Source organism: Pauljensenia sp. UMB9872, from assembly GCF_030212665.1.
Lineage (GTDB): Bacteria > Actinomycetota > Actinomycetes > Actinomycetales > Actinomycetaceae > Pauljensenia > Pauljensenia turicensis_B.
In genome coordinates, this window is the sequence record NZ_JASOER010000015.1 from 14,678 (window position 1) to 37,431 (window position 22,754).

The 22,754-nt window shown below is 57.2% G+C and carries 23 protein-coding genes; 11 read left to right on the forward strand and 12 right to left on the reverse strand.

The window, feature by feature from the left end; all coding sequences use genetic code 11:
- Positions 1-11: 11 nt before the first annotated feature.
- Together nusA and rimP are read right to left on the reverse strand one after the other, a co-directional pair.
- Entirely contained in the window at positions 12-1,058 is a 1,047-nt protein-coding gene (gene nusA, locus QP109_RS06955; RefSeq protein WP_285024104.1) for a transcription termination factor NusA, read from the reverse strand.
- A gap of 5 nt (positions 1,059-1,063) precedes the next feature.
- Positions 1,064-1,537 (reverse strand): ribosome maturation factor RimP, encoded by a 474-nt coding sequence (rimP, locus tag QP109_RS06960; protein WP_243381058.1) that lies wholly within the window; start codon positions 1,535-1,537, stop codon positions 1,064-1,066.
- A 72-nt stretch (positions 1,538-1,609) separates the two neighbouring features.
- On the opposite strand from rimP, the gene QP109_RS06965 reads away from it, so the two are divergent.
- A complete protein-coding gene (locus QP109_RS06965) occupies positions 1,610-2,779 on the forward strand; it encodes a hypothetical protein (protein ID WP_285024105.1) in 1,170 nt (389 codons plus the stop codon).
- Between the two features lie 80 nt (positions 2,780-2,859).
- Positions 2,860-3,345: a hypothetical protein gene (locus QP109_RS06970; RefSeq protein WP_243381061.1), complete on the forward strand. Its 486-nt coding sequence runs from the start codon at positions 2,860-2,862 to the stop codon at positions 3,343-3,345.
- A 77-nt stretch (positions 3,346-3,422) separates the two neighbouring features.
- On the opposite strand, the gene QP109_RS06975 is transcribed toward QP109_RS06970, so the two are convergent.
- The 3 genes from QP109_RS06975 to QP109_RS06985 form a co-directional block, all read right to left on the reverse strand.
- Complete coding sequence (locus QP109_RS06975) at positions 3,423-3,902, reverse strand: S-ribosylhomocysteine lyase (protein ID WP_101627340.1); 480 nt, start codon at positions 3,900-3,902, stop codon at positions 3,423-3,425.
- A 72-nt stretch (positions 3,903-3,974) separates the two neighbouring features.
- Positions 3,975-5,939 carry a DNA primase gene (gene dnaG / locus QP109_RS06980; RefSeq protein ID WP_285024106.1) on the reverse strand — a complete coding sequence of 655 codons (1,965 nt, stop codon included), beginning with the start codon at positions 5,937-5,939 and terminating at the stop codon, positions 3,975-3,977.
- A gap of 40 nt (positions 5,940-5,979) precedes the next feature.
- Positions 5,980-7,260 carry a deoxyguanosinetriphosphate triphosphohydrolase gene (locus QP109_RS06985; RefSeq protein WP_285024128.1) on the reverse strand — a complete coding sequence of 427 codons (1,281 nt, stop codon included), beginning with the start codon at positions 7,258-7,260 and terminating at the stop codon, positions 5,980-5,982.
- 81 nt (positions 7,261-7,341) lie between these two features.
- Here QP109_RS06985 and QP109_RS06990 point away from each other — a divergent pair, with 81 nt between their 5' ends.
- Positions 7,342-8,469, forward strand: a complete 1,128-nt coding sequence (locus QP109_RS06990; RefSeq protein ID WP_285024107.1) for a hypothetical protein — start codon at positions 7,342-7,344, stop codon at positions 8,467-8,469.
- A gap of 47 nt (positions 8,470-8,516) precedes the next feature.
- On the opposite strand, the gene aroD is transcribed toward QP109_RS06990, so the two are convergent.
- Together aroD and dusB are read right to left on the reverse strand one after the other, a co-directional pair.
- Positions 8,517-9,317 (reverse strand): type I 3-dehydroquinate dehydratase, encoded by an 801-nt coding sequence (aroD, locus tag QP109_RS06995; protein WP_285024108.1) that lies wholly within the window; start codon positions 9,315-9,317, stop codon positions 8,517-8,519.
- A 1-nt stretch (position 9,318) separates the two neighbouring features.
- Complete coding sequence (dusB, locus tag QP109_RS07000; RefSeq protein WP_285024109.1) at positions 9,319-10,593, reverse strand: tRNA dihydrouridine synthase DusB; 1,275 nt, start codon at positions 10,591-10,593, stop codon at positions 9,319-9,321.
- On the opposite strand from dusB, the gene QP109_RS07005 reads away from it, so the two are divergent.
- From QP109_RS07005 to QP109_RS07015, 3 genes are all read left to right on the forward strand, one after another.
- Positions 10,592-10,801 carry a hypothetical protein gene (locus QP109_RS07005; protein WP_285024110.1) on the forward strand — a complete coding sequence of 70 codons (210 nt, stop codon included), beginning with the start codon at positions 10,592-10,594 and terminating at the stop codon, positions 10,799-10,801. The two genes, dusB and QP109_RS07005, sit on opposite strands and share 2 nt — an antisense overlap.
- A gap of 108 nt (positions 10,802-10,909) precedes the next feature.
- The gene (locus QP109_RS07010) at positions 10,910-11,668 is read left to right on the forward strand and encodes a hypothetical protein (protein ID WP_285024111.1); all 759 of its coding nucleotides are present in this window, start codon (positions 10,910-10,912) and stop codon (positions 11,666-11,668) included.
- Between the two features lie 75 nt (positions 11,669-11,743).
- Positions 11,744-13,024 (forward strand): hypothetical protein, encoded by a 1,281-nt coding sequence (locus tag QP109_RS07015; RefSeq protein ID WP_285024112.1) that lies wholly within the window; start codon positions 11,744-11,746, stop codon positions 13,022-13,024.
- A 159-nt stretch (positions 13,025-13,183) separates the two neighbouring features.
- Here QP109_RS07015 and QP109_RS07020 read toward each other — a convergent pair whose 3' ends face one another.
- Positions 13,184-14,575, reverse strand: coding sequence for a glycine--tRNA ligase (locus tag QP109_RS07020; RefSeq protein WP_285024113.1), 1,392 nt, complete (start codon positions 14,573-14,575; stop codon positions 13,184-13,186).
- A gap of 156 nt (positions 14,576-14,731) precedes the next feature.
- Here QP109_RS07020 and QP109_RS07025 point away from each other — a divergent pair, with 156 nt between their 5' ends.
- The 5 genes from QP109_RS07025 to QP109_RS07045 all read left to right on the forward strand — a co-directional run bounded on the left by QP109_RS07025 (position 14,732) and on the right by QP109_RS07045 (position 18,634).
- Positions 14,732-15,793 (forward strand): metal ABC transporter substrate-binding protein, encoded by a 1,062-nt coding sequence (locus QP109_RS07025; protein ID WP_285024114.1) that lies wholly within the window; start codon positions 14,732-14,734, stop codon positions 15,791-15,793.
- Positions 15,790-16,614: a metal ABC transporter ATP-binding protein gene (locus QP109_RS07030; RefSeq protein WP_285024115.1), complete on the forward strand. Its 825-nt coding sequence runs from the start codon at positions 15,790-15,792 to the stop codon at positions 16,612-16,614. The genes QP109_RS07025 and QP109_RS07030 overlap by 4 nt, the downstream gene beginning before the upstream one ends.
- Positions 16,614-17,573 carry a metal ABC transporter permease gene (locus tag QP109_RS07035; protein WP_502929286.1) on the forward strand — a complete coding sequence of 320 codons (960 nt, stop codon included), beginning with the start codon at positions 16,614-16,616 and terminating at the stop codon, positions 17,571-17,573. The genes QP109_RS07030 and QP109_RS07035 overlap by 1 nt, the downstream gene beginning before the upstream one ends.
- Positions 17,574-17,690: 117 nt before the next feature.
- Positions 17,691-18,128: a Fur family transcriptional regulator gene (locus tag QP109_RS07040; protein WP_285024116.1), complete on the forward strand. Its 438-nt coding sequence runs from the start codon at positions 17,691-17,693 to the stop codon at positions 18,126-18,128.
- Entirely contained in the window at positions 18,125-18,634 is a 510-nt protein-coding gene (locus tag QP109_RS07045; RefSeq protein WP_285024117.1) for a VTT domain-containing protein, read from the forward strand. Before QP109_RS07040 ends, QP109_RS07045 begins: the two co-directional genes overlap by 4 nt.
- A 6-nt stretch (positions 18,635-18,640) precedes the next feature.
- On the opposite strand, the gene QP109_RS07050 is transcribed toward QP109_RS07045, so the two are convergent.
- The 4 genes from QP109_RS07050 to QP109_RS07065 all read right to left on the reverse strand — a co-directional run bounded on the left by QP109_RS07050 (position 18,641) and on the right by QP109_RS07065 (position 22,666).
- The gene (locus QP109_RS07050; protein ID WP_195224977.1) at positions 18,641-19,471 is read right to left on the reverse strand and encodes an isoprenyl transferase; all 831 of its coding nucleotides are present in this window, start codon (positions 19,469-19,471) and stop codon (positions 18,641-18,643) included.
- A complete protein-coding gene (recO, locus tag QP109_RS07055; RefSeq protein WP_270771650.1) occupies positions 19,471-20,205 on the reverse strand; it encodes a DNA repair protein RecO in 735 nt (244 codons plus the stop codon). Before recO ends, QP109_RS07050 begins: the two co-directional genes overlap by 1 nt.
- 164 nt (positions 20,206-20,369) lie before the next feature.
- Positions 20,370-22,124, reverse strand: a complete 1,755-nt coding sequence (gene leuA, locus QP109_RS07060; protein ID WP_285024118.1) for a 2-isopropylmalate synthase — start codon at positions 22,122-22,124, stop codon at positions 20,370-20,372.
- A 242-nt stretch (positions 22,125-22,366) separates the two neighbouring features.
- The gene (locus QP109_RS07065; protein WP_285024119.1) at positions 22,367-22,666 is read right to left on the reverse strand and encodes a DUF1304 family protein; all 300 of its coding nucleotides are present in this window, start codon (positions 22,664-22,666) and stop codon (positions 22,367-22,369) included.
- Between the last annotated feature and the right edge of the window lie 88 nt (positions 22,667-22,754).

Sequence of the window (22,754 nt, forward strand, 5' to 3'; positions counted from 1 at the left end):
TCGAGCTGGGCTTATTCCTCGTCGCCCACGTATGAGCGACTGGTCACGTCATCAGGCAAAGAGGAGCGCGAAACGTCTGCTTCTTCACCGTTTTCCGTATCCGAATGAATGTCGATATGGAATTCGGTCAGGCGCGCGGCTAGGCGAGCATTCTGGCCTTCCTTACCGATCGCCAGCGACAGCTGGAAGTCCGGGACGATCGCGGTTGCGGTGCGATTGTCGATCGAGTGAACGACAACGCGGGCAACGCGTGCAGGCGACAGGGCGTTTGCGACGTAGCGTGCCGGATCTGCCGACCAGTCGACAATATCGATCTTTTCGCCACCGAGTTCGTTCATGACCGCGCGCACACGTGCACCCATCGGACCGATGCATGCGCCCTTGGCGTTAATGCCGTCACGGGTCGGTGCAACGGCGATCTTCGTGCGGTGTCCGGCTTCGCGTGCGATCGACTTGATCTTGACCAAGCCCTGCTGAATTTCGGGGACCTCACGCGCGAAGAGACCGGAAACGAGGCCCGGGTGAGTGCGCGAAAGCGTGATGCGTGCGCCTTTTTCGGTGCGTTCAACGTTGACGACGAACGCGCGAATACGGTCTCCGTGACGGTAGGTTTCGCCGGGAGTCTTTTCCGAGTCGGGAAGAACTGCTTCGAAGTCATCGCCGACCTTGACGATGGTGATGCGCCCGTCGCGCGACTGGTCAACGACGCCGGTGACGACCTGTCCCTTCTGGGAAGCAAAGTCGCCGAGGACCTTCTGATCGTCTGCATCACGCAGGCGCGCAATGATGATCGAACGAGCGGTCGCCTGGGCGATACGACCGAAGTTCTTCGGGGTGTCGTCGAATTCGCCGATCGGGTTGCCCTCTTCGTCTTCTTCGGTGGCAATCACCGCGACGCTACCGGTCTTCTTATCGATTTCGATTCGAGCCTGAGAGATGGCGCCGGGAAGATTGTGGTAGGCCTTGAGAAGGGCTTCTTCAATGGCATCGACAAGCCGGTCTAGGGACACGCCCTTTTCCTGCTCGACCATGCGCAGTGCTGTCATATCGATTTCCATGCGTCTCATTCCTCCGAACCGAATTCGACGCGCGGACGCGCCTTCTTAACCTGTGTGTACTCAATGGTAGTAGGCGTTCCATCGACGTTCAGCACAGCATGGAAATCAGTGGCGGATTCGACACGCCCGACCAGCTTCGTAGCGTCTTTGAGTTTGACGGCGACAAGGCGCCCAATTTGGCGCTCCCAATGACGAGGAGTGACCAGTTCACGCTCAGCTCCCGGTGTTGACACCTCAAGGAAGTATTCGCCATCGACGGGATCGACTTCGTCCAAAATCGGGCTGACTGCACGTGACATATCGGCAAGAGCTTCCGAATCAACGCTGGCGCCAGGCTCGATTGCTTCGACGATCACTCGAACAATCTGCATTCCGGATTCTTTGACTCCAATAACGGAATCGAGTTCGAGTCCGAACCCTGAAGCGATAGGCGCTAAGCGTTCTTCGAGCGCCTCAAAGTGATGTTGTGGCTTCGCCACCATTCCTCCTACGTGTCCAACACGGCATTAGCTCCCCATCGTACCCGCCTTGAAACATGACATGATTTAAAGGTGCATCTTGTTGATCATCACACTCAGACTGACCGCGCCGCTTCGTCGCGACCACTTCGGCGTCGCCGAATCGGCACCTCGGTGAGCATCGGTATCGCTTCTGCCTTGATCCTCAGCGCCTGCACGTCAACGAATATCCCATTTTTAACGCGAACACTTCAGATCCCGTCGATGTCTGACACCGACGTCATTCGCGATCGCGCTGCGCGCGCTGATCAGGCAGCAGCGATTCGCGCTCAGGGCTTCGCTTCCCTTGCTTCATCGTGTGAGTCATGTGCCACTGCGCTTTCAACTTTTTCTACGCAGGCTGAGGGACGCGCGGATTCCTTAGGTGGGGTCTGGCAACCGTGGGGAACGCGGGTGCCAGACAATGCCAAGAACGTTCCGGATATTGCCGACGCGCCACTTTCGATTGACGAATTCATCGCGTGGAACGAAACAACTGCTCTTCGAGATCTTGCAACCGCCTCAAATCCCGATGCTCTTGACGGCGGACAAGCCGTTGCCCTAGCTCAAGTGGCTTTGAGCCGCTACGCCGATACTCAGGGACTTGCTCTGACGTACGGGATTGGTACAAGCACGCAGAGCCAGAGCCTCCAGACTCTCAACTCTCGCTTCAGCCTGAAAACAGACAATAGGGAGCTCGAGGCACTGGCAACATGGGGGATTGACCAGGAACACCTTGAGAATGGCACGCTGTTGCCCACGCTCGAAGTAAGCGACGAAACAGGTGAAAAGCTTGCGGCTTCCACGGAGCTCGCCGATTCTGTCGCACGTTGGGATTGTGTTGCTCAGTCACTGCCGACTGCTCAATTAAAAAACCACGTCATTTCTGATGCCGGCATCAAAGCTGATGAACTATTCAGCCGCGTCGATAAAACACTAAAGAATGGTGCAACGGACACGCGCGCCATGAGGTGTTCAATCGATACGTCCAGCGCTGACGCTATTTTCTTGACTCTGATTGAAGCCGACCTTCACTTGGTGAATACGTCTGACGAAGGCCTCCGGACAATCGGCATTCAGGCAGCCCTCGATGACATTCGCTCATGGATGGGTGTTGCCACGATGAGCTCTCTTCCATTACCGACTCCCGTTCCCGCCGAGGGCACTGACGACTCCCAGTCATCTCAATCCGTTGCACGCACCGAATCCGGACAGAGCAACTAACTGTCCGTCTTGGAAGCCTGCTTTTCACAGGACGCCACCTCGCCCAGCCGGGGCAGGTGGCGTTTGCCTACAATGAGCCCATGACTACCGTTCTGCCCGCGTCCGCTCTTGGCCTACTCCCCGACATTGATCGCAACCCCATCGCTGAACAAGTAGGAGATGACCTCTGGGTTGTCGCCGGCACTCATGCGCTGATCCTGACTTCCGCCACCGCGGTCATCGACTCCGCAATGTGGTACGAGGCCGCGACCGCTCAATGGGAGGCTGAAACTCGTCAGTTGTCGGTCACCTGGGTTGATCCTCAACGCCCGGATTGGATGCTGACGACAGTGTCTGAAGATCCGCACGTTCTGATGCGGACCATCAGTGACCACGTCAATCATTCGATCGTGATTCACAAGGCCTTGAAGGTGTCGAATGGAACGCAAGTGGCGGCGTGGATTCGGCGCGCGGAAGACGGAAAGCTGTTTTCTGTTCTGATTGCGCTTGGCCCGCTTGACGAGGCTTCCCAGAAGGAAGCAGATGCCTTCGAACGCGATTTGCGCGAGAGCGTGGGCCTCGATTAGGTCTGTTCCCCAGCAATACACGTGTCGGCGAAGTCCATGACCTCGCCGACACGTTTTTCAGTCGCTACAACGTGCCCTTAGTCGTCCAGCAGAGTGCGCACGAAAGGATCAATGGAGAATTTCTTATCCAGGATGGCTCGCGTCCATTCTTTGGCGGAGAACAGTGAGTGATCACGGTAGTTACCGCAGGACACGATGTCGGTGCCGGGAACGTCATCCCAAGTGACCTGGTCAGCGATTGCTTCAAGGCTGGAGACAACGGCTCGCGTGACTTCTTCAATGCTTGGGGTGCCCCACGTAATCAGGTGGAAACCGGTTCGGCAACCGAACGGCGAGCAGTCAATCACTCCATCCATGCGGTCGCGCAGGAGGGAGGCCATGAGGTGTTCGATCGTGTGCAGACCACCGGTTGGGATCGCGTTTTCATTCGGCTGGACGAAACGCAGATCAAAGTTAGAAATCGCATCCCCCTTCGGGCCGTGTTCAACGGCAATCAGGCGAACATAGGGTGCTTTCACTGCGGTGTGATCCAGCGCGAAGCTCTCAACTTCAGCCATGGTGGCCTCCTTGGGGTCGAACATGTCGGTAGCACGGCACCGGGAAAGCCAGTGCGAGAAACGATCAACAATCTAGTCGCGTTCACGCAAAGAACGTCGTCGCTGTTCAAGAGTAACCAGATATTCGAATGTTTCTTGATACTTCGGGTCATCTTCATTCATACGCTGAAGCTGCGACCGAATGTCGGCTGTTTTGCGATTCAGGTCCAATCGAACCAGCGCGTTCACAACTCCCTTGCAGTAAGAACGCATTTCGTCTTCGCGATCCTGAGGAAGTTCGACGACTGCAAGTTTGGTGATAATCGGTTCGATCAGTTCGCCTGCTTCTTGGCGAATATCATCCACGAAACGACGTGTCGCCACCTCTTGTGCATAGGCACTATCGCCTGTTTCGTCCTGTGCTTTCTTCAGCTGACGAGCAAACGCATCAACGCCACCAACCGCTTTAATCGCATCGAATACGGCTCTGCGCGTTGGATGAGTAAATGTCGCGCCATCGATGGAATCAAACTGCGTGCCAATGAAATAAATCGGCTGTTGCAAAACTGCTTCCAGCGCCTGGCGCTCCACGCGCGAGACGAGATCTTCGGGTTCGGGGCGTGCTTGCGGTTGCGGGCGACCCGCTCTGGCCATGTGGTTATTCTGCGCACTGTCGAAACGCTGATATCTCCCGCGTGATAGTGAACGAATCTGGTTGTGAACGAAACGAGGCTCCATGCCAAGCCAGCCGGCTAGCAGGCGTTCGTACTCCATCCGCAATGCGCGATCTTTAATGTCAGCAACGATGGGAGCAGATGCTTCCAAAGCCCGAACGCGTCCTTCGGGGAAATTGAGGTTCGATTGGCGAAGGATCGAACGCAAGACGAATTCAAACAGTGGAATACGCGAGCGAATCAATTCAACAACCGCGTTCTTCCCTCGATTAATCATAATGTCGCACGGATCCATCCCCTGAGGATCAACTGCAACAAACGTTTGAGACGCAAAGTTCTGGTCTTCTTTAAAGGCGCGAAGAGCAGCCTTTTGACCCGCCTCGTCACCGTCAAAGGTAAAGATCACTTCGGAGCCTCGTGCCTGCCCACTGGACAGGACAACCCCGGCAGCAGAATCCGCCGAGTCGCCCAGCAGTCGGCGGACAACGCGAACGTGCTCGGATCCGAAAGCCGTACCGCAGGTAGCAACCGCGCAGGTCACACCGGCCATATGAGCAGCCATCACGTCCGTGTATCCCTCGACGATGACGACCTTACGGTTCTTGGAAATCTCTTTCTTCGCCAAATCCAGCCCGTACAGCAACGTGGACTTCTTATACAGCGGAGTTTCGGGGGTATTCAAGTACTTCGGGCTCTGCTTGTCTTCGTCGTTCAAACGCCTAGCGCCAAAACCAACGGTTGTTCCCGTGATATCCCGGATCGGCCACATGACGCGACCGCGGAAACGATCAATCAGACCCCGCTGCCCACGCGACGCCAAGCCGGACTTTTCAATCTCTTCATCGGTAAAACCACTTGAGCGAAGCATGCGCGTCAGAGTGTCCCAGGAATCGGATGAGTAACCGACGCCAAAATGCCGACACTCTGCAGGTCCGAACCCGCGGCCTCCTAAGAACTTACGGGCAGGCAAGGCCTCTGGAGTTTCAAGCTGTTTTTGATAGAACTCTTCAGCAATCCGATGCATGTCGATCAGACGCTGGCGCCTGCCGGGCTGTTCACGCACCGTCTGAGAGCTTCCCTCTTCGTAGCGAAGAGGGACACCCGTCATTTGAGACAGGTATTCAAGAGTCTCTGGGAAGGAAAAATTATTGATCTTCTGAACAAAAGCGAAGATGTCTCCGCCTTCTCCACACCCGAAGCAATGCCAGAGACCCGTCGTCGGATTAACGGTAAAACTCGGAGTGCGTTCATCGTGAAAAGGGCACAACCCCTTCAAAGAGTTCATTCCGCCGCTACGCAAAGTGACGTGTTCACCTACGACACGAGCAACATCAATTGCCTGTCGTAAGCGTTCCTTGTCTTCTTCAAGAATGCGTCCGGCCATAGACGCTAGTCTACCGATCTGTTCACCATTTAGCGCACGCTCACAATTGGGTTGAAAGCATGCCACACCGCTGGGCGTGCCAGCGTGACGCGGACGCATCCGTCAGCGACGCGACCTGGTCAATCACCACGCGCAAACGCTCATTATCATCGTTCGTTTGACGCCAATTTTCAGCAAAAAGAGGCTCCAAAGCTGACGGTCCAGCCTTGAAAAGAGCATCCACCAAGTCCGCCAAAAGCGTGCGCTGCTGGTAATACACCGGCTCGTTCTCACGCGGGCTCATCACGAAGTGAACAGCCAGCCCCTTCAGGATCTGGATCTCCGCACGGGCCTCGGGAGGAACAACCAGATCCGCACGGTATCGTCCCAACGGACCGGCACCAAACTCAACACGAGTCGCGCTGACTGTAGAGGCACAGAAACGTCCGATCAGTTCGGATGTGAAATCTTTTAATTCCGCGAGCGCACGATAGGAGCCATCAAAGGATTGTGGCCATTCGGGCATACGAAGCAGACGGTCAATTGCCAGTTCCAAATCGGTGCGGGCAACCCTTGTCCCGTACCAGTTGATCGTCGAGTCAATGATCGCATTCAGTGTCGATTCATCACTGAGGGATGCAACGTCGCATTTACCCGTTGCAATGGCATCTTCAACGTCATGCACGGAGTAGGCAATGTCGTCTGAGAGATCCATGATCTGTGCTTCCAAGCAACGTCGACCAACGGGTGCTCCCTGACGCATCCACTCGAAAACGTGAGCATCATCTGAATAGACGGAGAACTTCTTTGCCGACTTCACCGGATCCGGCCCCTGCCCCTTTGCCCACGGGTATTTACAGATCGCATCCAATGTCGCCTTCGTCAGGTTCAACCCCGCCGGATGCCCATCATCGGTCAGTACTTTCGGCTCAAGTCGGGTTACCAGACGCAGGGTCTGCGCGTTTCCTTCAAAACCACCGCAATCGCCGGCAAGCTCATCCAAAACCCTCTCGCCATTATGCCCAAACGGCGGGTGTCCAAGATCGTGGCTCAGGCACGCTGCATCCACCACGTCAGGATTCGCGCCCAATTCTTTACCCAGTTCACGACCAACCTGCGCAACCTCAAGAGAGTGCGTCAGACGCGTACGAACAAAGTCGTCGGTGGCCGGGCCTAACACCTGAGTCTTCTCACCCAGACGACGCAAACCCGACGAGTGCACAATTCGAGCCCTGTCGCGTTCGAACGCTGTCCGCATCGCTGACTTCGAAGGTTCGGGCCACATACGTGACTGATCCTGGGACGAATACACGGGCGTGAGCACCAGGGCACTCCGAGTCATTTCAGGGCTTTCATTCACCACATAAGCCTATCTCTTGGGAACGGGCAGACGAGTTATTCACATCTGTGACACGATGAAAGGGTGCAACACCACGAGCCTCGCCCACACGCCGTCCGTACCCTGCTCGTTCACCGATCCATGCGTGGCCCCAGTCCCTGGTGGCATTCGTGTGCGCTCGCGACGATCCCTACTCCTCTGTCTGCGGATAACGTTGCTCAGATTTCCGCTGATGCACTGGCTTTACACAATGCCGGTTTTGATACCGTTCTTGTCACTGTTGATGCCCCAGTTCTGCTGGTTCATTCGAGTTCGCCGTTGCCGGAGTTTATTCATCAGTTGAAAGCGCGCCACCAGCGTGTGATTGTGCGTATCCCGAATGAAACATTCGTGTCTTTGGGGGCGCGCGGAGCGGATATGGAAAACCGCGTCACGACGCTTCTTCTGAGGACGCGCGGCGCCCTCAACGCTGGCGCGGATGGTGTTGATTTGGGCGTGTGCGCCGAAGAGTATGAAGACTCCCCGGTCCGCAGGGCGCTTGCGCGAGAGCGTTTCACTTCTCTTGTCCGCCAGATTGAAGCAGAGTGTGCAACGTTTGATTCTCAGCCAATTGTGACGGCACGCTTGTCTGGCTTTGATACTCCCGCGATTATGTCTCACCTTGAAGACGAGTGGTTCCATCATCTGCACGATGATGCGCTACTGACTGCTTCTTTTGACGCTCCAAGCCTTGAGTTGGTTATTTCAGATTCGCTGTCTATCCGTGATCGTATTGGTGCGGTTGCTCCGTGGAACGTTGATTGTCTGCCCGCCGATCAGCAGTCTGATGTGGATCGCGCGTTAACGCTACTTGCGCTTGGTCTTCCGGGTGTGTTCCACGGTCGCCTTCGTGAAGAAAGCGTGGTCGAGCAGGTCAGTGCGGCCTCGTACATTCGGACGGCGCTTACCCTGCGATCCGAACGCAAGCTGGGAACACACGCGCTGGGCGTACTGCACGGGTTGGAGTGGGCGCGCCCCGATACTCTTGTATATCTGAACTCCGACGTGATGATCGTTGTGAACACCGCCGATCAGCCTCTCGCTCTTCCGCCCGGTTCCCAGATCCTTGTAGCGAGTTCCCAGGGTAGCGATGGTGTGGTCGCTCCCAGGTCGTGCGCGTGGGTGAGCGTCGCCCGCATCCAGCCGGCACCGACCGCCGAGTTCTCTGACTGACCGATCCACGACCACCGTTTCGGTTTTTCGCTTTCATGCGCGCCTTTTCAGCGTTGAAGGGTGACGAGGCCACGCCGAGTTTCTTCAACGCTGAGCTGACCTGGGGCGCTGGAGGACGACGCGGAAGCGAACGTTGCCGCGTTGGCGAATGTTTGACCGCAGATCCTGGTGATCGCACCGAATTCACCCATTCCAATGCCGATAACAGGGCGGGCATAGGTTCGTGATGCTCTTACTTGCGCGTCCATGATCCTCAGCGCGTCCTCGGGCCGATGAGTCATATAGGCAACTTTGAGCACGTCGGCGCCAGCTTTTGCCATCAATGCGAATACTCGATCAATGTCGACGGCGGAGGGCGTTCGGGCAAAATCATGGTGCGACGCCACGGCGATGCTCCCGGCCTCGTGAATCTCTTCAACTATGTCGAATGCACCCGGGCGACAAATTTCAAGGTCAATCGCGTCGGCGAAGGTGGCCAGAATGACAAGAAAGTCCGCGTATTGAACGTCAGAAAGATCGACGAGGCCCCCTTCGGTGGCTGTGCGAATTGTTGCCAGCAGAGGAAGCGGGCTCTGATCCATCACGAGCTTGAGTCCAGTGCGTAATAGGCCTTCACGCTCGCTCGCTTGCACCGAGGCAAGGAGTGGGTCAACGCGCCATTCAATCAAGTCGGGCTGAGCGCCAGCGACATCCGCGATCTCGGTTGTCAGCGATTCCAGTGAAGCGCTCATCAGCGGAGAGATAACAGCCGTTGGAGCGCCGCCTCCGATCTTGAGCATTCCTCGCGGAGTCGACGCATGACCAATCGTCACTTCAGTTGGGATGAAATCATCGCAGGGATTCGACATATCAACCTCCACTGGCATCGGATTCAGCAAGATGAAGGGTCTGGCGTTCAGCATCACTCAGATAGGGAGAGTCCAACCACCCATCGGGCAGATGTGGCGTCTTTTCACCGCCGGCACGACCGCGAGCACCCAGCGCCGCCCGCGGATACTCCTGATCGAGGTCCAACGTGTGGAGAAGATCGTGGAGTTCTTCGAGGGTCGACACCATTGCAAGAGCGTGACGAGTTGGCCCGCCGACCGCGAAGCCCCGCAGATACCAGCCGACGTGCTTGCGCATTTCGCGGAGAGCCCGCAGTTCATCGCCCTGGTCTTCGACGACCCATGCGGCGTGCTTTTCGATGATGTCCGCGATGTCGGAAAGACTCGGGTCAGTAAAAGCAGGGCCACTCATCAGTGTCGAAGTCAGGTCGGTAAACAGCCAGGGGCGCCCCTGGCATCCTCGACCGACTACAACTGCATCGCAACCGGTTTCATCCATCATTCGCTGTGCATCTGCGCCGGAGAAAATATCGCCGTTTCCGAAGACAGGAATACGCATCGCGTCTTTCAAACGCTTGATCTGCTTCCAGTCAGCGTGCCCCGCGTAGTGCTGGGTTTGCGTGCGCGCGTGGAGGGCAACCGCTGCGACACCGCGATTTTCAGCCACTTTCGCAGCGTCGAGGAACGTAATATGATCGTCGTCAATACCAACGCGCATTTTCACTGTGACGGGAATATCGCGGCCGACTGCTGCTCCGGCCGTGTCCGCAGCACCAACAACCGCGTGTACAAGATCGTCGAACAGGTCGCGCTTCCATGGAAGGGCAGCTCCCCCACCCTTCTTCGTCACTTTCGGAACCGGGCACCCAAAGTTCAGGTCAATGTGATCCACCAGGTCACGGTCAATAAGGATCGATGTAGCCTGAGCCATCGTTGCTGGATCAACGCCGTAGAGCTGGATGGAGCGCACGCGCTCGGCGGGGTCTGGGCGCACCATTTGCAATGTGCGCACATTACCTTCAACGAGGGCGCGCGACGTTACCATCTCGCACACGTATAGGCCGGAGAGCGCGTCCACGCCTTTTTCTGGAGTGACCTGAGCGTTCGGACTGGCAGGATTCAACCAATCCGGCAGTCCTTCTTCGCCCATCTGCCGACATAAACGCCGAAATGGCACATCGGTTACTCCCGCCATCGGGGCAAGAACAATGGGCGACCAGACTCGCAGCGGGCCGATCCGGAGCGGATTCACGGAGCAGCTGCGCGTCGTCCCCCGGGTCGCTTCCAGTGAAGTCATGGTGCCCATTCTGCCCTCGATTGAACAACTCGAATTCGCCGGAGAGGTGAACTCCCTCATGGGCTTCCTCGTCGCCTCCCGCCTCATGCATCCCGATGACAACGTCGGGAGCGCATCAGCGCCGCTGTCTTCTTCCTCCTCCGAGCACTCCGCGGGAAATGGAATCATTCGCACCTCCGCCGTATTCGATGCCCACCCACCACAGTAACATTTTGCTAACAGTCGAAGCGAACCTCTATTCACGATCAGGCATTCTTGCTAACTTCGCCTTATTGGACGATGAAGTCCATACCCCTTTTTTGAAAGGATTATTCTCATGCTCCACAGGAATCGTTTTATCGTTCTCTTCGCCGGAGGAGCGGCAGTTATCGCCTCCGCCATCGCGTTTCCCGCGAGCGCATCCGAGACGAGCGAGCGGGATCTTGTCAATGAACTCATTCGTCAGAATCCTGGAAGCACCCAGGAGATGATCCTCGACTCCGCAGATGAGATCGTGCAGGAGACGGGAGCATCTCGGGAGGAGGTTCTTCGACGCTTCATCGAAGCCGAACAGGAGAACGCGCGTCTGCGCGAACAGACGCTCTCTGAGAATCGACAGGCCGAATCGAAAAGCACGGATGACAGCGCCCGCACCCTCCCCACCGCGTACTACAAGGGGGACATGTATCTCACGCCGTCCTATACGGCGGCTGTCATCAACCACGGTCACATCGGCATCTATGGCGATAAGGATTGGGTTGTCGAGGCTTCGGGCCCCAAGTGGAAGAGTAACTGGTGGTGGCATTACCAGATTCCGGTTGCGAAGGGAACAGTCCTCATGGAAACGACTCTGACGCAGGCACAACAGAACAGTGCCGCAGATTACGCCTATCGTTCTTTGATCGGATACCCGTATAATTACAAGTTCTGGAGCAATAAAGAGCAGGCTCCGACGCGTTTGAATTGCTCCCAGCTCGTGTGGCTGGCGTACATGCGAACCTCCGGTGTGGATCTTGACGGGAACGGCGGCCCCGGCGTATACCCCTACGACATCAAAGCGTCCCCTTACACGAAAGTGAATTGGACCGTCGAATAGTTCGGCGTATTTGATCGACAGATCCAGACGGAGGCGCGGATATCACTAAGACATTCGCCCCTCCGGAGCGGAGGAATGATGAGACCCGGAGAGACGATGAAGCACTGGACACTCGCCACGTACGCCGTATTGAGCGCTCTTTCCCTGAGCGCCTGCATCGCAGGAAGCCCCCGATCTCTTCCAGCAGCGGAGTTCACGACTCAGGGGGAAGCCCTGGCGATACAGCTCAGCAAGTCCGCCATTCGCTATGAAGGTACGCCCTCGAAGACCGGATACATGGTCCTCGCCGATCCTTCGGGTCGAACGCGCGCCTTCCAATCGGGGCAGATGTTCGGCGCCCAGCCCCTGTGGACCGAGTCCGGTTTGTTCTACGGAGGCGCCGCCTCTGAGCTCCTCACCACGGATGAAGGAACTCGGGAGATCACCCGCGATATCGAACCGGATGGAGAGTTGGCTAGGTACCCGCACGACGGCGGACGAGGCTTCATGAGCGTCTACAACGGCGGAGCGGATCCCGGGGGCTACCAGCAGCCTGTCCTCATCGGGCATCCCGAGGGCACGGAGAGCCTCGATGTAAGAGGCGCCTACATGAATATGGGCGCTTGCTCCGACACGCTCTACGCAGTGACGGAGACGAAGTTTGCGCCCAATCTTCTCGAACAGGCGAAGGCCGTTCACCGGGAGAATACGGGGGATTCTTCACAGAACGAGGAATTCGACGTTCTCGTTCAGCTTTTCCCCTCAGACGATCCGCAGAATCCGACGGTCCTCGAAGCCCTCCCCCACGACGAACGATTCTCCCGGGGCAATCGGGAGTTCCTCTGCTACGGCGAGACCATCTCCCTTCTCAGTTTCCTCCTCGATCATCCTGATGCCCAGCGCGGGGATGGACGCGATCCCTCCGCCGGGCACGCGGTTCTCGAGTCGTGGAATCTTCGGACTCACGAGCGGCTCTCGCTCGACCTCACCGACAATGACGGAGCATTCCTGGATCTGACGCGGGACGACCTGACGATCCCGACGGGCACTCTGGACGGTTCGACCTTCCGTTTCGTCACGATGACGGGCAAGGTGTTCTCAGTCGATATCGATACGGGGATCGGGACTCATCTCTACACCTTCGAGCGCTCCCCGGAAGGAGGGAGCGTTCCCCGATACGATGCGACAACACGGGCGATCTACCGGCTCGACAACGGAATGAACGACGATTCGGTTCTCGACTTCTCCCGATACGTCTTCGACACGGAACGCTTCGAGCATCTGTTCGACGTGGAGAGCCTTGCGCCGTATCGGCGGGGCGGTCTCAATATCGAAGGGATCGCCGTGAATCCGGTCTGGGAGAAGGCCCTGTCTTAAGGCCGCTTCGAGGGTCCTTAGACGAACTCTTCACCGATGGGAGGCCGGCCTGACGCGGCACGAGCGCAGGAAGTCAGGATTTCGAGCCGGAAACGTCATGCTCTCGCGGGAGTTACTCGCGAGAGCATGACATCTGCGTGTCAGCGCGCCGGCGGCTCGTCAGCAGTCGAGGAGCTTGGACGCGAGCCAAGGCTTCACCTGGTCGAGCGGGATGCGCTCCTGCGTCATGGTGTCGCGGTCGCGGACGGTCACTGCCTTGTCTTCAACCGAGTCGAAGTCGTAGGTGATGCAGTACGGGGTGCCGATTTCGTCCTGGCGACGGTAGCGACGGCCAACGGCGCCCGCATCGTCGTATTCGATATTCCAGATGGAGCGGAGGTCTGCTGCAAGTTCGCGTGCCGGGCCGGTCAGCTCGGGCTTACGCGATAGCGGCAGTACAGCTGCCTTCACGGGGGCAAGACGCGAGTCGAGGCGCAGAACGGTGCGCTTGTCGACGCCACCCTTGGTGTTGGGGGCTTCGTCCTCGTGGTAGGCCTCGATGAGGAATGCCATGAGGGAGCGGGTCAGGCCAGCGGACGGCTCGATGACGTAGGGAGTCCAACGTTCGCCGGTGGTCTGGTCGAAGTAGTCGAGCTTTGAGCCGGAGGCTTCGGAGTGGACACCCAAGTCGTAGTCGGTACGGTTTGCGATGCCTTCGAGTTCACCCCATTCGGAGCCCTGGAATCCGAAGCGGTATTCGATGTCGACGGTGCGCTTGGAGTAGTGCGAGAGCTTTTCCTTTGGGTGCTCGTAGAAGCGCAGGTTGTCGGGGTTGATGCCAAGGTCGGTATACCAGTCGCGACGGTAGTCGATCCAGTACTGGTGCCATTCTTCGTCGGTGCCCGGTGCGCAGAAGAACTCGAGTTCCATCTGCTCAAATTCGCGGGTACGGAAGATGAAGTTACCGGGGGTGATTTCGTTACGGAAGGACTTGCCGATCTGGCCGATGCCAAACGGTGGCTTCTTGCGCGAGGCTGCCGCAACATTTGCGTAGTTGATGAAGATACCCTGAGCGGTTTCGGGGCGCAGGTAGTGCAGACCGGACTCGTCGTCGACCGGGCCGAGGTAAGTCTTGAGCAGGCCAGAAAATGCGCGAGGCTCGGTGAACTGACCGCGGGTGCCGCAGTTGGGGCATGCCACGTCTCCGAGAGCGACGTCATCCGGGTTGTCGAGGCCGTGCTTAGCAGCGTGAGCTTCCTGCAGATTGTCTGCACGGAGGCGCTTGTGACAGGAGGTGCATTCAACGAGCGGATCGGTGAATGCCTTGACGTGACCGGAAGCAACCCAAGTCTGACGAGGAAGGATGACGGAGGAGTCCAGACCCACGACGTCTTCGCGGGAGCGAACCATGTACTGCCACCACTGCTTCTTGATGTTTTCCTTCAGTTCAACGCCGAGCGGGCCGTAGTCCCACGCTGAGCGAGTGCCACCGTAAATATCGCCACATGGGAAGACGAATCCGCGACGCTTGGCTAGAGAGATAACGGAATCAAGACGAGAAGGCGCTGCCACTTTGTGCTCCTTGTTTTGGTGGCCACACCTGGCTGGCGCAGCCTGCGATAGTGGGAGTCTATCGAACTTAGCGACGGCTTCGTTGACAGGCTCAGTGTGACGCACACCCCCTTCCCACTATTGGCAATGATTACCATTAAGGGTGAAACTTGAAACATGAAGTTGTCTCGTTCTGTTGTTATCGCTAGCGCGCTCGCTGCCTCTTTCGCTTTGGCCGCATGCTCGGGCACGACGACCACCCAGTCGGCGTCAGATACCTCCGCATCCGGTTCGTCATCATCTCTGAATGTGATGGCGTCCTTCTACCCGCTGAAGTATCTGACCGAAGAAATCGGTGGCGACCTTGTTAAGGTCACCTCGTTGACCCCCGACGGCGCCGAACCGCACGATCTTGAGCTTTCTCCCGCCACCGTCGACCAGCTTGGCAAGGCCGATGCTGTCGTTTATCTGGGGGGCTTCCAGTCGGCAGTGGACGAAGCTGTTGAGCACAACGCTCCGGAAACGGTCATCGACGTCGCGAAGGCTGTTCAGCTTGTTAACGTTGCAGAAGACGGCAATCACCCGGCCGAAGAGGAAGAAGAAGGCGACGCTACCGAGTCTGATTCGCACGATCATGAAGCAGATCATGACGACGCCGATCACATGGCCTCGAGCGAAACCGCTGAAGAAGCTGAGCACCATCACCATCACCACCACGACATGACGACTGACCCTCACTTCTGGCTGGATCCGGAACGCATGGGCCAGGCAGCAACGGCTATCGGTCAGGCTCTCGCCAAGGCTGATCCGGAAAATGCTCAGACCTACACATCCAATGCTGCGACGGTCACCAAGAACATGAAAGATCTGTCGACTGAACTCGTTGACGCAACAGCAACCTGCAAACACCAGACCTTCGTCACTGCTCACACCGCATTCGGCTACCTTGCAGACCGCACCGGCCTGACACAGGTGGGCATCTCGGGTCTGGATCCTGAGTCCTCGCCCTCGCCGGCCCGCCTGGAAGAAATCTCCAAGCTCGTGAAGTCCGAAGGTATCACGACGATCTTCACTGAAGCTCTCATCGACCCGAAGGTTGAGCAGACTCTTGCTAACGATCTTGGAATCCAGACCGCGGTTCTCGATCCGATCGAAAGCCAGGTTGATTCATCCAAGGACTACGCAGCGGTCATGCGTGACAACATCACCGCTCTTCAGACGGCTTTGTCCTGCAAGTGAGCAACACTAAAAACTCGGGAGCGGATATTCCTGAGGTGGGGATATCCGCTCCCGTCATTTCACTGGATAATGTCCACGTTGCGTGGGATTCTCACCTCGTTCTCCACGGGATCGAATTCGATGTTCACCCCGGGCAAGCTGTTGCCCTGACGGGGGCGAATGGATCAGGAAAGTCCACGACTCTCCACGCCATTCTTGGTACCGCTCCGATTACCCGCGGATCGATTCACCTCTTCGGTGTTGATAACACTCACCGTCGCGCGGTCAACTGGGATCGAATCGGCTATGTCCCTCAGCGCATCAGCGTTGGTGGCGCAGTCACATCCAGTGCTCTGGAAGTTGTAAAGTCAGGTCTTCTTGGCTCAAAGAAGTGGTGGAGCCTTCCCGGAAATACAAAGAAGGCAATGGCTGCGCTGAAGAGAGTCGGGTTGGCACACCGTGCCAAAGACTCGATGTCGATTCTTTCGGGTGGACAGCAACAGCGAGTCCTCATCGCTCGAGCACTCGTCCGAAATCCCGATTTGCTTATCATGGACGAACCCATGGCTGGCATCGACCGGACATCTCGAGAGCGCCTCGCACGAATCGTTAGCGAAGCAAAAGCTGAGGGAACAACGATTCTTGTCGTACTCCACGAGCTCGGCGAACTCGCCCCACTTCTCGATAGGGAACTCCACATCGGTAGCGGACACGTCACCTACGACGGCGCGCCTCACATCAGTGACGACCACGAACAGCATTCCGATGGCGGCAACCATCATCACGGGCATCCACATCCGCAAGCCGGACCAGGCCTCGTCGACGATATTTGGCAGGCGTGATGATCGCGACAATTATCGACGGACTCACTTCACTGCTGACCTCGTCCCTCATGCAACGCTCACTTCTTGCCGCTCTCATCGTCGGCTTGTCAGCACCGGTTGTCGGCACCTACTTGGTGCATCGCCGACTGGCAATGCTCGGTGACGGAATCGGGCATATTTCGCTGACCGGCGTAGCGCTCGGCTGGCTTGCCGGCACAATGGCGAACGCGAACCCGCAAGATTCGTGGGCGATCCCAGGGGCGATGATTATTTCGCTTGTGGGAGCTATCGCGATCGAATTGGTTCGCCAGTCTGGGCGTACGTCTGCTGACGTGGCGCTCGCGATGCTGTTCTACGGTGGCATTGCCGGCGGTGTCCTTCTTATCGGTCTTGCCGGTGGCACTTCAGCCCAGCTGAACTCCTACCTCTTCGGCTCGATTGCAACCGTGACATGGACCGATATCACGCTGATTTCAGTCCTCGGAATCCTCATCTTGGCAGTGGGAGTCGGTATTGCACCAGCTCTTTTCTCAGTGACGAACGATGAAGATTTCGCGCGTTCAACCGGGCTACCCACGAAGACACTGTCGATGATTATTGCCATCCTGTCTGCCCTGACCGTGGCTGTTGCGATGCGCGTTGTGGGGTCGCTACTGGTGTCCGCACTCATGATCATTCCCGTTGCCATCTCACAGTTGATGGCTAAGTCATTTCGATCAACGATGGCATGGGCCATGGTTTTCGGCGCGATCATCTGCATCACGGGACTGTCTTTCACATACTTCGTCGATCTATCCCCGGGCGCATCCATCGTCGTATTCGCAATTGCCCTGTACGCGATCGGATTCATCATCAAGGGGCTGGTCGACAGGCACCAGCGTGCCTCAAAGATGGCGAATGTGCGCGCCCGCGTCGCTCACCCCGAACATCACAACAACCACTCAACACAACAGAATCGCTCCCGTACCCGGCTTTGATCAGACGCAGTGTCACTATCACGGTCGGACAGAAACGAACCAAACCGATATGCTCAGGCTGAGCACGTGAACCACCCATCCACCCGATTGACCCGATGCAAAACTGGAGGACCGAAAATGCAACGCATGACCAAGCAACGTCAGGCGGTTTTCGCCGAGCTCACTCGGGTACCTGATTTCCGTAGCGCCCAACAGATTTTCGAAGACCTGCACAAGCAGGGACACAAGGTCGGTCTTGCGACCGTCTACAGGAACCTACAAGCGCTTGCTGACGGCCACGATGTGGACGTGTTGCGTAGCGCCGACGGAGAGTCCCTGTTCCGCGTATGCCATTCATCCACGCACCACCACCATTTGGTCTGTCGCAACTGCGGGCACACTGAAGAGATCGAACTGGATATGACCGAGAAGTGGATTCACGATATTGCATCCGCGCACGGCTTTACGGCTGTCGAGCATTCGGTTGAATTGTTTGGCCTATGCCAGACATGTTCGGCTAGCGCGGCAGATGATAAGGGCCCTGCGGGCACTCAGTCGTCTCAGGATGCTCAGTGATCCCCTCATGGGCCGATCATGGCTCGACGCTTTTTATTGCCCTCTTCGTGATCGTTTTTTGCCGAGCCCAGGGAACCTATTGGTTGGGTCGGCTTGCCGCGCGTGGCGCGTTGGCTGGCGTCGGCAAAGATGGTGTGTGGGGTTCGATTGCCCGCTGGTTTAACGGCCCTACGCCGAAGCGCGGTGCGAAGCTGTTGGACAAGTGGGGGTTAATCATCATTCCCCTGTGTTTCCTGACCGTTGGTATCCAAACTGCGGTAAACGCCGGTGCCGGCTTAGTCTCCATGAAGTGGCGCACGTACACACTAGCGATGATTCCTGGTTGCATCGCATGGGCAATCCTGTACGGCATGGGGATGCTGGCTATTTGGATGGCATTGCTTGGCGCAGTTGCTGGCTCCTGGTGGGGTCGCGTAGGAGTGTTTGCCGTCGCTGCTGTTGCCATTGGAGTAATTGCATGGCGCAAGCGCACCTCCAGCGAGCCTGCTACCGTCCGCGTCGACTGACTCGTTTTACGAGGCCGACCCCACCTGATCGATCGCTCCCCCAAATCGGCGGTCACGCCCTGCGTATTCGAGCAGACAGTCCCACAGCACTTCACGATCGAACGCAGGCCACGGCGTATCAATGAACATCATTTCCGAGTACGCCATCTGCCAGAGCAGGTAGTTGGAGATGCGCTTCTCCCCCGACGTGCGAATCATCAGGTCAACGTCAGGAACATCGGGCAGATACAGGTGATAGGTAAATGACTTTTCTGTCACGCCCTCTGGGCGGAGCTTCCCCATTGCGACCTGCCTAGCGATATCTCGCGCAGCATCAGCGATCTCTGCACGACCGCCATAGTTCACGCACATGATGAGGTCCAGTGTGGAGTTATCTTTCGTGGCCTCGTCTGCCTTCGACAGGGCCTTCACGACGGATTTCCATAGGCGGGGTTCACGCCCGCTCCAGCGCACGTGGACTCCCCAGTCCTTCAGTTGATCGGTACGGCGAGCAAGAACGTCGGTCGCGTAATTCATGATGAAACGGACCTCTGCTGGGCTCCGCTTCCAGTTTTCCGTGGAGAACGTGTATACCGACAGGTAGCGGACTCCCGCATCGATGGCACCCGCGATTGTATCCATCAGCGCATATTCACCGGCACGGTGTCCTTCGGTGCGCGCTAGGCCTCGTGAATTCGCCCAACGGCCGTTACCATCCATGATCAGCGCAACGTGCGCGGGCACTTCCCCCGTAGCAAATTCGGGAACAGGCTGATGCCACTGACCCGGCCCGGTCAGAGGCGCGCTGGGATCACCACCGGCTCGATCCATCGGTGTCAGATTCGCTTCAGGTGCCATCAACTGTTCCTTTCAAGGACCCGCAATGAACGAATGCGATGTTCAACGTGCCATTGAGCATAGGCGTTGACAAGCCCGTATGCCTCAATGCGAGCGAAATCCGGCGAGTTATCGGCTCGGTTCCACTCTCCGGACAGCAGGTCCCCCATCAATTCCATTGCTTCGAAAGAGGGAGCTGACGCTCCGATGGGCCGGCAGTTTTCGCAGACGGCACCACCTTCGTGAATGGAAAAAGCAGCGTGTGGCCCCTGGGCTCCGCACACGGCACAATCGAAGAACGAAGGTGCCCAGCCGGCTATCGCAAGCGCGCGGAGAATATACGATGCGAGCACCAGATTGGGGTCGTGACGCACGTGTGCAAGAGCGTAGAGAGCACCGATCAGCAGAAGATGTTGGGAGCGCGCTCCATCATCAGAATCAGCAGTCAGTTTCTCTGCGATCTCGATCATGACGCATGCGCGGGCATATAGTTCAAAATCTTTCGATAACGCGTCACCGTGCTGGGTAATGACTTCAGCTTGGGTGATGATGTCGAGGTTTCTCCCACGATGGAGTTGCACGTCGATCACGCCGAATGGTTCAAGGCGCGCGCCCATCTTCGACGTTGTTCTGCGTACGCCTTTACCGACTGCGCGAACCAGACCGTTATTCGCGGTGAGCAGTGTGATGATCCTGTCGGCCTCCCCCAGTTTGTGGGTGCGAAGCACGATTGCTTCGTCTCGATACGTTCTCATCACGGTGAAATTGTCCCACTTCGGCGCATTGATGGCGCGTTATGCAACACGGGAACGAGGCGACTGTCGAGTCCCTGGCTGAAATAGGAGTGAGAAAACGGCGACTGGAAAACGGCCGGGGCGGGAACGAAGTGGTCGTACCCGCCCCGTTTCTACACTGTATGTCAGCGCAAAGCCCTGTTCACCGCAGAAATAACTGCTTTATAGGTTGCGCGTGTAATCGACGAATCGATACCGACACCCCAGAGGATCTGACCGTTGACGGTGGCTTCAACGTAGGACGCTGCCTTCGCGTCACCACCCTGGCCCATCGCATGTTCGGAGTAGTCGAGGACGCGGACATCCACGTCGAACTGGCCGAGCGCCTTGACGAATGCTTCGATCGGACCGCCGGCGTGTGCCCTGACCTCGACGGGCTCACCTTGATCCTTCAGTGTCACCTTCAGATCAACCTGCTCGTCGGTGTTAGTCGTCACGTGAGAAGTTCCGAGTTCGAAGCGACCCCAGGCGGTAAGGTCCTTCGCTGCCGAGTTCGGCAGGTATTCATCGGCGAAGATTTGCCAGAGGGTATCGCCGTCGATCTCGCCACCGTAGGAGTCCGTGTGTCGCTGAACGATGCGAGAGAACTCGATCTGCAGACGACGTGGCAGTTCCAGATTGTGGGTGGTCGACATGAGGTAGGCGACGCCACCCTTGCCGGACTGCGAGTTCACGCGGACAACGGCCTCGTAGGAACGACCCACGTCGTGCGGGTCGATCGGCAAGTAGGGCAACTCCCACACCACTGCATTTTCATCACCGCCAGCTTCGTCAACTTTCTTCTTGCGGGCGAAGAAGCCCTTCTTAATCGCATCCTGGTGCGATCCGGAGAAAGAAGTGTAGACGAGGTCCCCCACGTAAGGTGCACGCGGTGACGTTTCCATCGACGTGCAGTATTCGACGGTCTGACGGATCTCATCGATATTCGTTAGGTCAACACCCGGGTCAATGCCTTGGCTGAACAGGTTGAGCCCCAGGGTCAGCAGGTCAACGTTACCGGTGCGTTCACCCTGGCCGAGCAAGCAGCCTTCCACGCGGTCTGCACCGGCGAGCAATGCCAGTTCAGCCGCAGCAACGCCGGTTCCACGGTCGTTGTGCGGGTGTACGCTGATCGCAATGTTTTTGCGACGGCTGAGGTTGCGTGACATGTATTCGATCTGGTCGGCATAAACGTTCGGCGTTGCACGTTCAACGGTTGCCGGCAGGTTCACAATGATTTCGCGGTCGTCTTCGGGCTGCCAAATATCCATGACGGATTCGCAGATTTCGAGAGCAAAGTCGAGTTCGGTATCCACGAAGATTTCGGGTGAATACTCAAAGCCGAAGATCGTTTCGTCGCCCAGACGCTTTTCTGCCTGCGCCACCACTTCGCGTGCACCAAAGACAGCCAAGTCGATCGTTTGCGCCTTGTCATTGCCGAAGACGAGCTCGCGGAACAGCGGCGACGTCGCGTTGTACAGGTGGACGGTCGCGCGCGGGAAACCGACGAGGGCTTCAAGGGTGCGCTCAATGATTTCAGGGCGAGACTGGGTCAGAACCGAGATCGTCACATCGTCCGGCACGGCATCTGCGTCAATCAGGGATCGCACGAAATCAAAGTCAGTCTGCGATGCTGCGGGGAAACCGATTTCTATCTCCTTGTATCCGCGACTGACTAACAGGTCGAACATCTTGCGTTTACGACTCGGGTCCATCGGCTCAATCAGTGCCTGGTTACCGTCACGCAGGTCCGTCGACATCCAGCGAGGTGCGTGAGTAATCCGATTCGAGGGCCACGTGCGGTCGTCCAGAACAACGGGGTTCGTGTCGAGGAACGGCTTGTACTTTGCAATCGGCATGTGCGAGCCAGAAGGAGTGGGGACGTTTCCAGTCGTCTTCATTGTGTTTCTTTCTTCGCTATCCTGATTCGCCCGGTTATCGGTGGGCGTCGGGTCGAAACACGTTGAGCCGTGGCGAGGTTTCGACCCTTTCAGGCCTCGTCACGGCAAAGAAGCAGGAGCATCCATTTTCGGCTCATGCCTCGTAGCGTATGACAGACGGGGTAAGCGTACGCGTCCACTTCGTTATATGGACGTTTTCGCCTTTCAGATTGCCAGCCCAATCACGAGGCCGGCCACCGCAATCAAGGGGAACACACCCTGTTTGATGGCCGCGCTGTGGTGCTCCTTGGATGTGATAAAGAGAACGAGTGCGAGCGCAGCATGGAAGCGGTAGCAAAGATGGCGAGTGTATTGTCCACGACAAACAGCGTGCCCTCACCATGCGATACACACGCAAGAATGGCACCAATCAGGCCATCAAGAGCGAAGAAAAGAGTGTAGACACCCTGGTTGGAGGCGTAGAACACGTGCTTTCGCGATTCTTCAGCGCTATCGTCGAAGATTGAACGCGCGGTCGACTCTTCCCGAGCAAAGGTTTCCACATTGAAACAGTGCAGAAGACCAGCATAGATCGTCGTAGCAAGACCAATAATCGTCAGAGATGTCTTGGTTCTATTGTCCCGCGCTTCG

Bases quoted from the DNA above. Each gene is read 5' to 3' on its own strand.
- QP109_RS07035 (WP_502929286.1), top strand. From the start codon at position 16,614: ATGATCGCGACAATTATCGACGGACTCACTTCACTGCTGACCTCGTCC.
- QP109_RS07010 (WP_285024111.1), top strand. From the start codon at position 10,910: ATGCTCCACAGGAATCGTTTTATCGTTCTCTTCGCCGGAGGAGCGGCA.
- QP109_RS07025 (WP_285024114.1), top strand. From the start codon at position 14,732: ATGAAGTTGTCTCGTTCTGTTGTTATCGCTAGCGCGCTCGCTGCCTCT.
- QP109_RS07040 (WP_285024116.1), top strand. From the start codon at position 17,691: ATGCAACGCATGACCAAGCAACGTCAGGCGGTTTTCGCCGAGCTCACT.
- nusA (WP_285024104.1), bottom strand. From the start codon at position 1,058: ATGGAAATCGATATGACAGCACTGCGCATGGTCGAGCAGGAAAAGGGC.
- QP109_RS06985 (WP_285024128.1), bottom strand. From the start codon at position 7,260: ATGACTCGGAGTGCCCTGGTGCTCACGCCCGTGTATTCGTCCCAGGAT.
- QP109_RS06970 (WP_243381061.1), top strand. From the start codon at position 2,860: ATGACTACCGTTCTGCCCGCGTCCGCTCTTGGCCTACTCCCCGACATT.
- QP109_RS06975 (WP_101627340.1), bottom strand. From the start codon at position 3,902: ATGGCTGAAGTTGAGAGCTTCGCGCTGGATCACACCGCAGTGAAAGCA.
- dnaG (WP_285024106.1), bottom strand. From the start codon at position 5,939: ATGGCCGGACGCATTCTTGAAGAAGACAAGGAACGCTTACGACAGGCA.
- dusB (WP_285024109.1), bottom strand. From the start codon at position 10,593: ATGACTTCACTGGAAGCGACCCGGGGGACGACGCGCAGCTGCTCCGTG.
- recO (WP_270771650.1), bottom strand. From the start codon at position 20,205: ATGAGAACGTATCGAGACGAAGCAATCGTGCTTCGCACCCACAAACTG.
- QP109_RS07005 (WP_285024110.1), top strand. From the start codon at position 10,592: ATGGTGCCCATTCTGCCCTCGATTGAACAACTCGAATTCGCCGGAGAG.
- leuA (WP_285024118.1), bottom strand. From the start codon at position 22,124: ATGAAGACGACTGGAAACGTCCCCACTCCTTCTGGCTCGCACATGCCG.
- QP109_RS07015 (WP_285024112.1), top strand. From the start codon at position 11,744: ATGATGAGACCCGGAGAGACGATGAAGCACTGGACACTCGCCACGTAC.
- QP109_RS07050 (WP_195224977.1), bottom strand. From the start codon at position 19,471: ATGGCACCTGAAGCGAATCTGACACCGATGGATCGAGCCGGTGGTGAT.
- aroD (WP_285024108.1), bottom strand. From the start codon at position 9,317: ATGTCGAATCCCTGCGATGATTTCATCCCAACTGAAGTGACGATTGGT.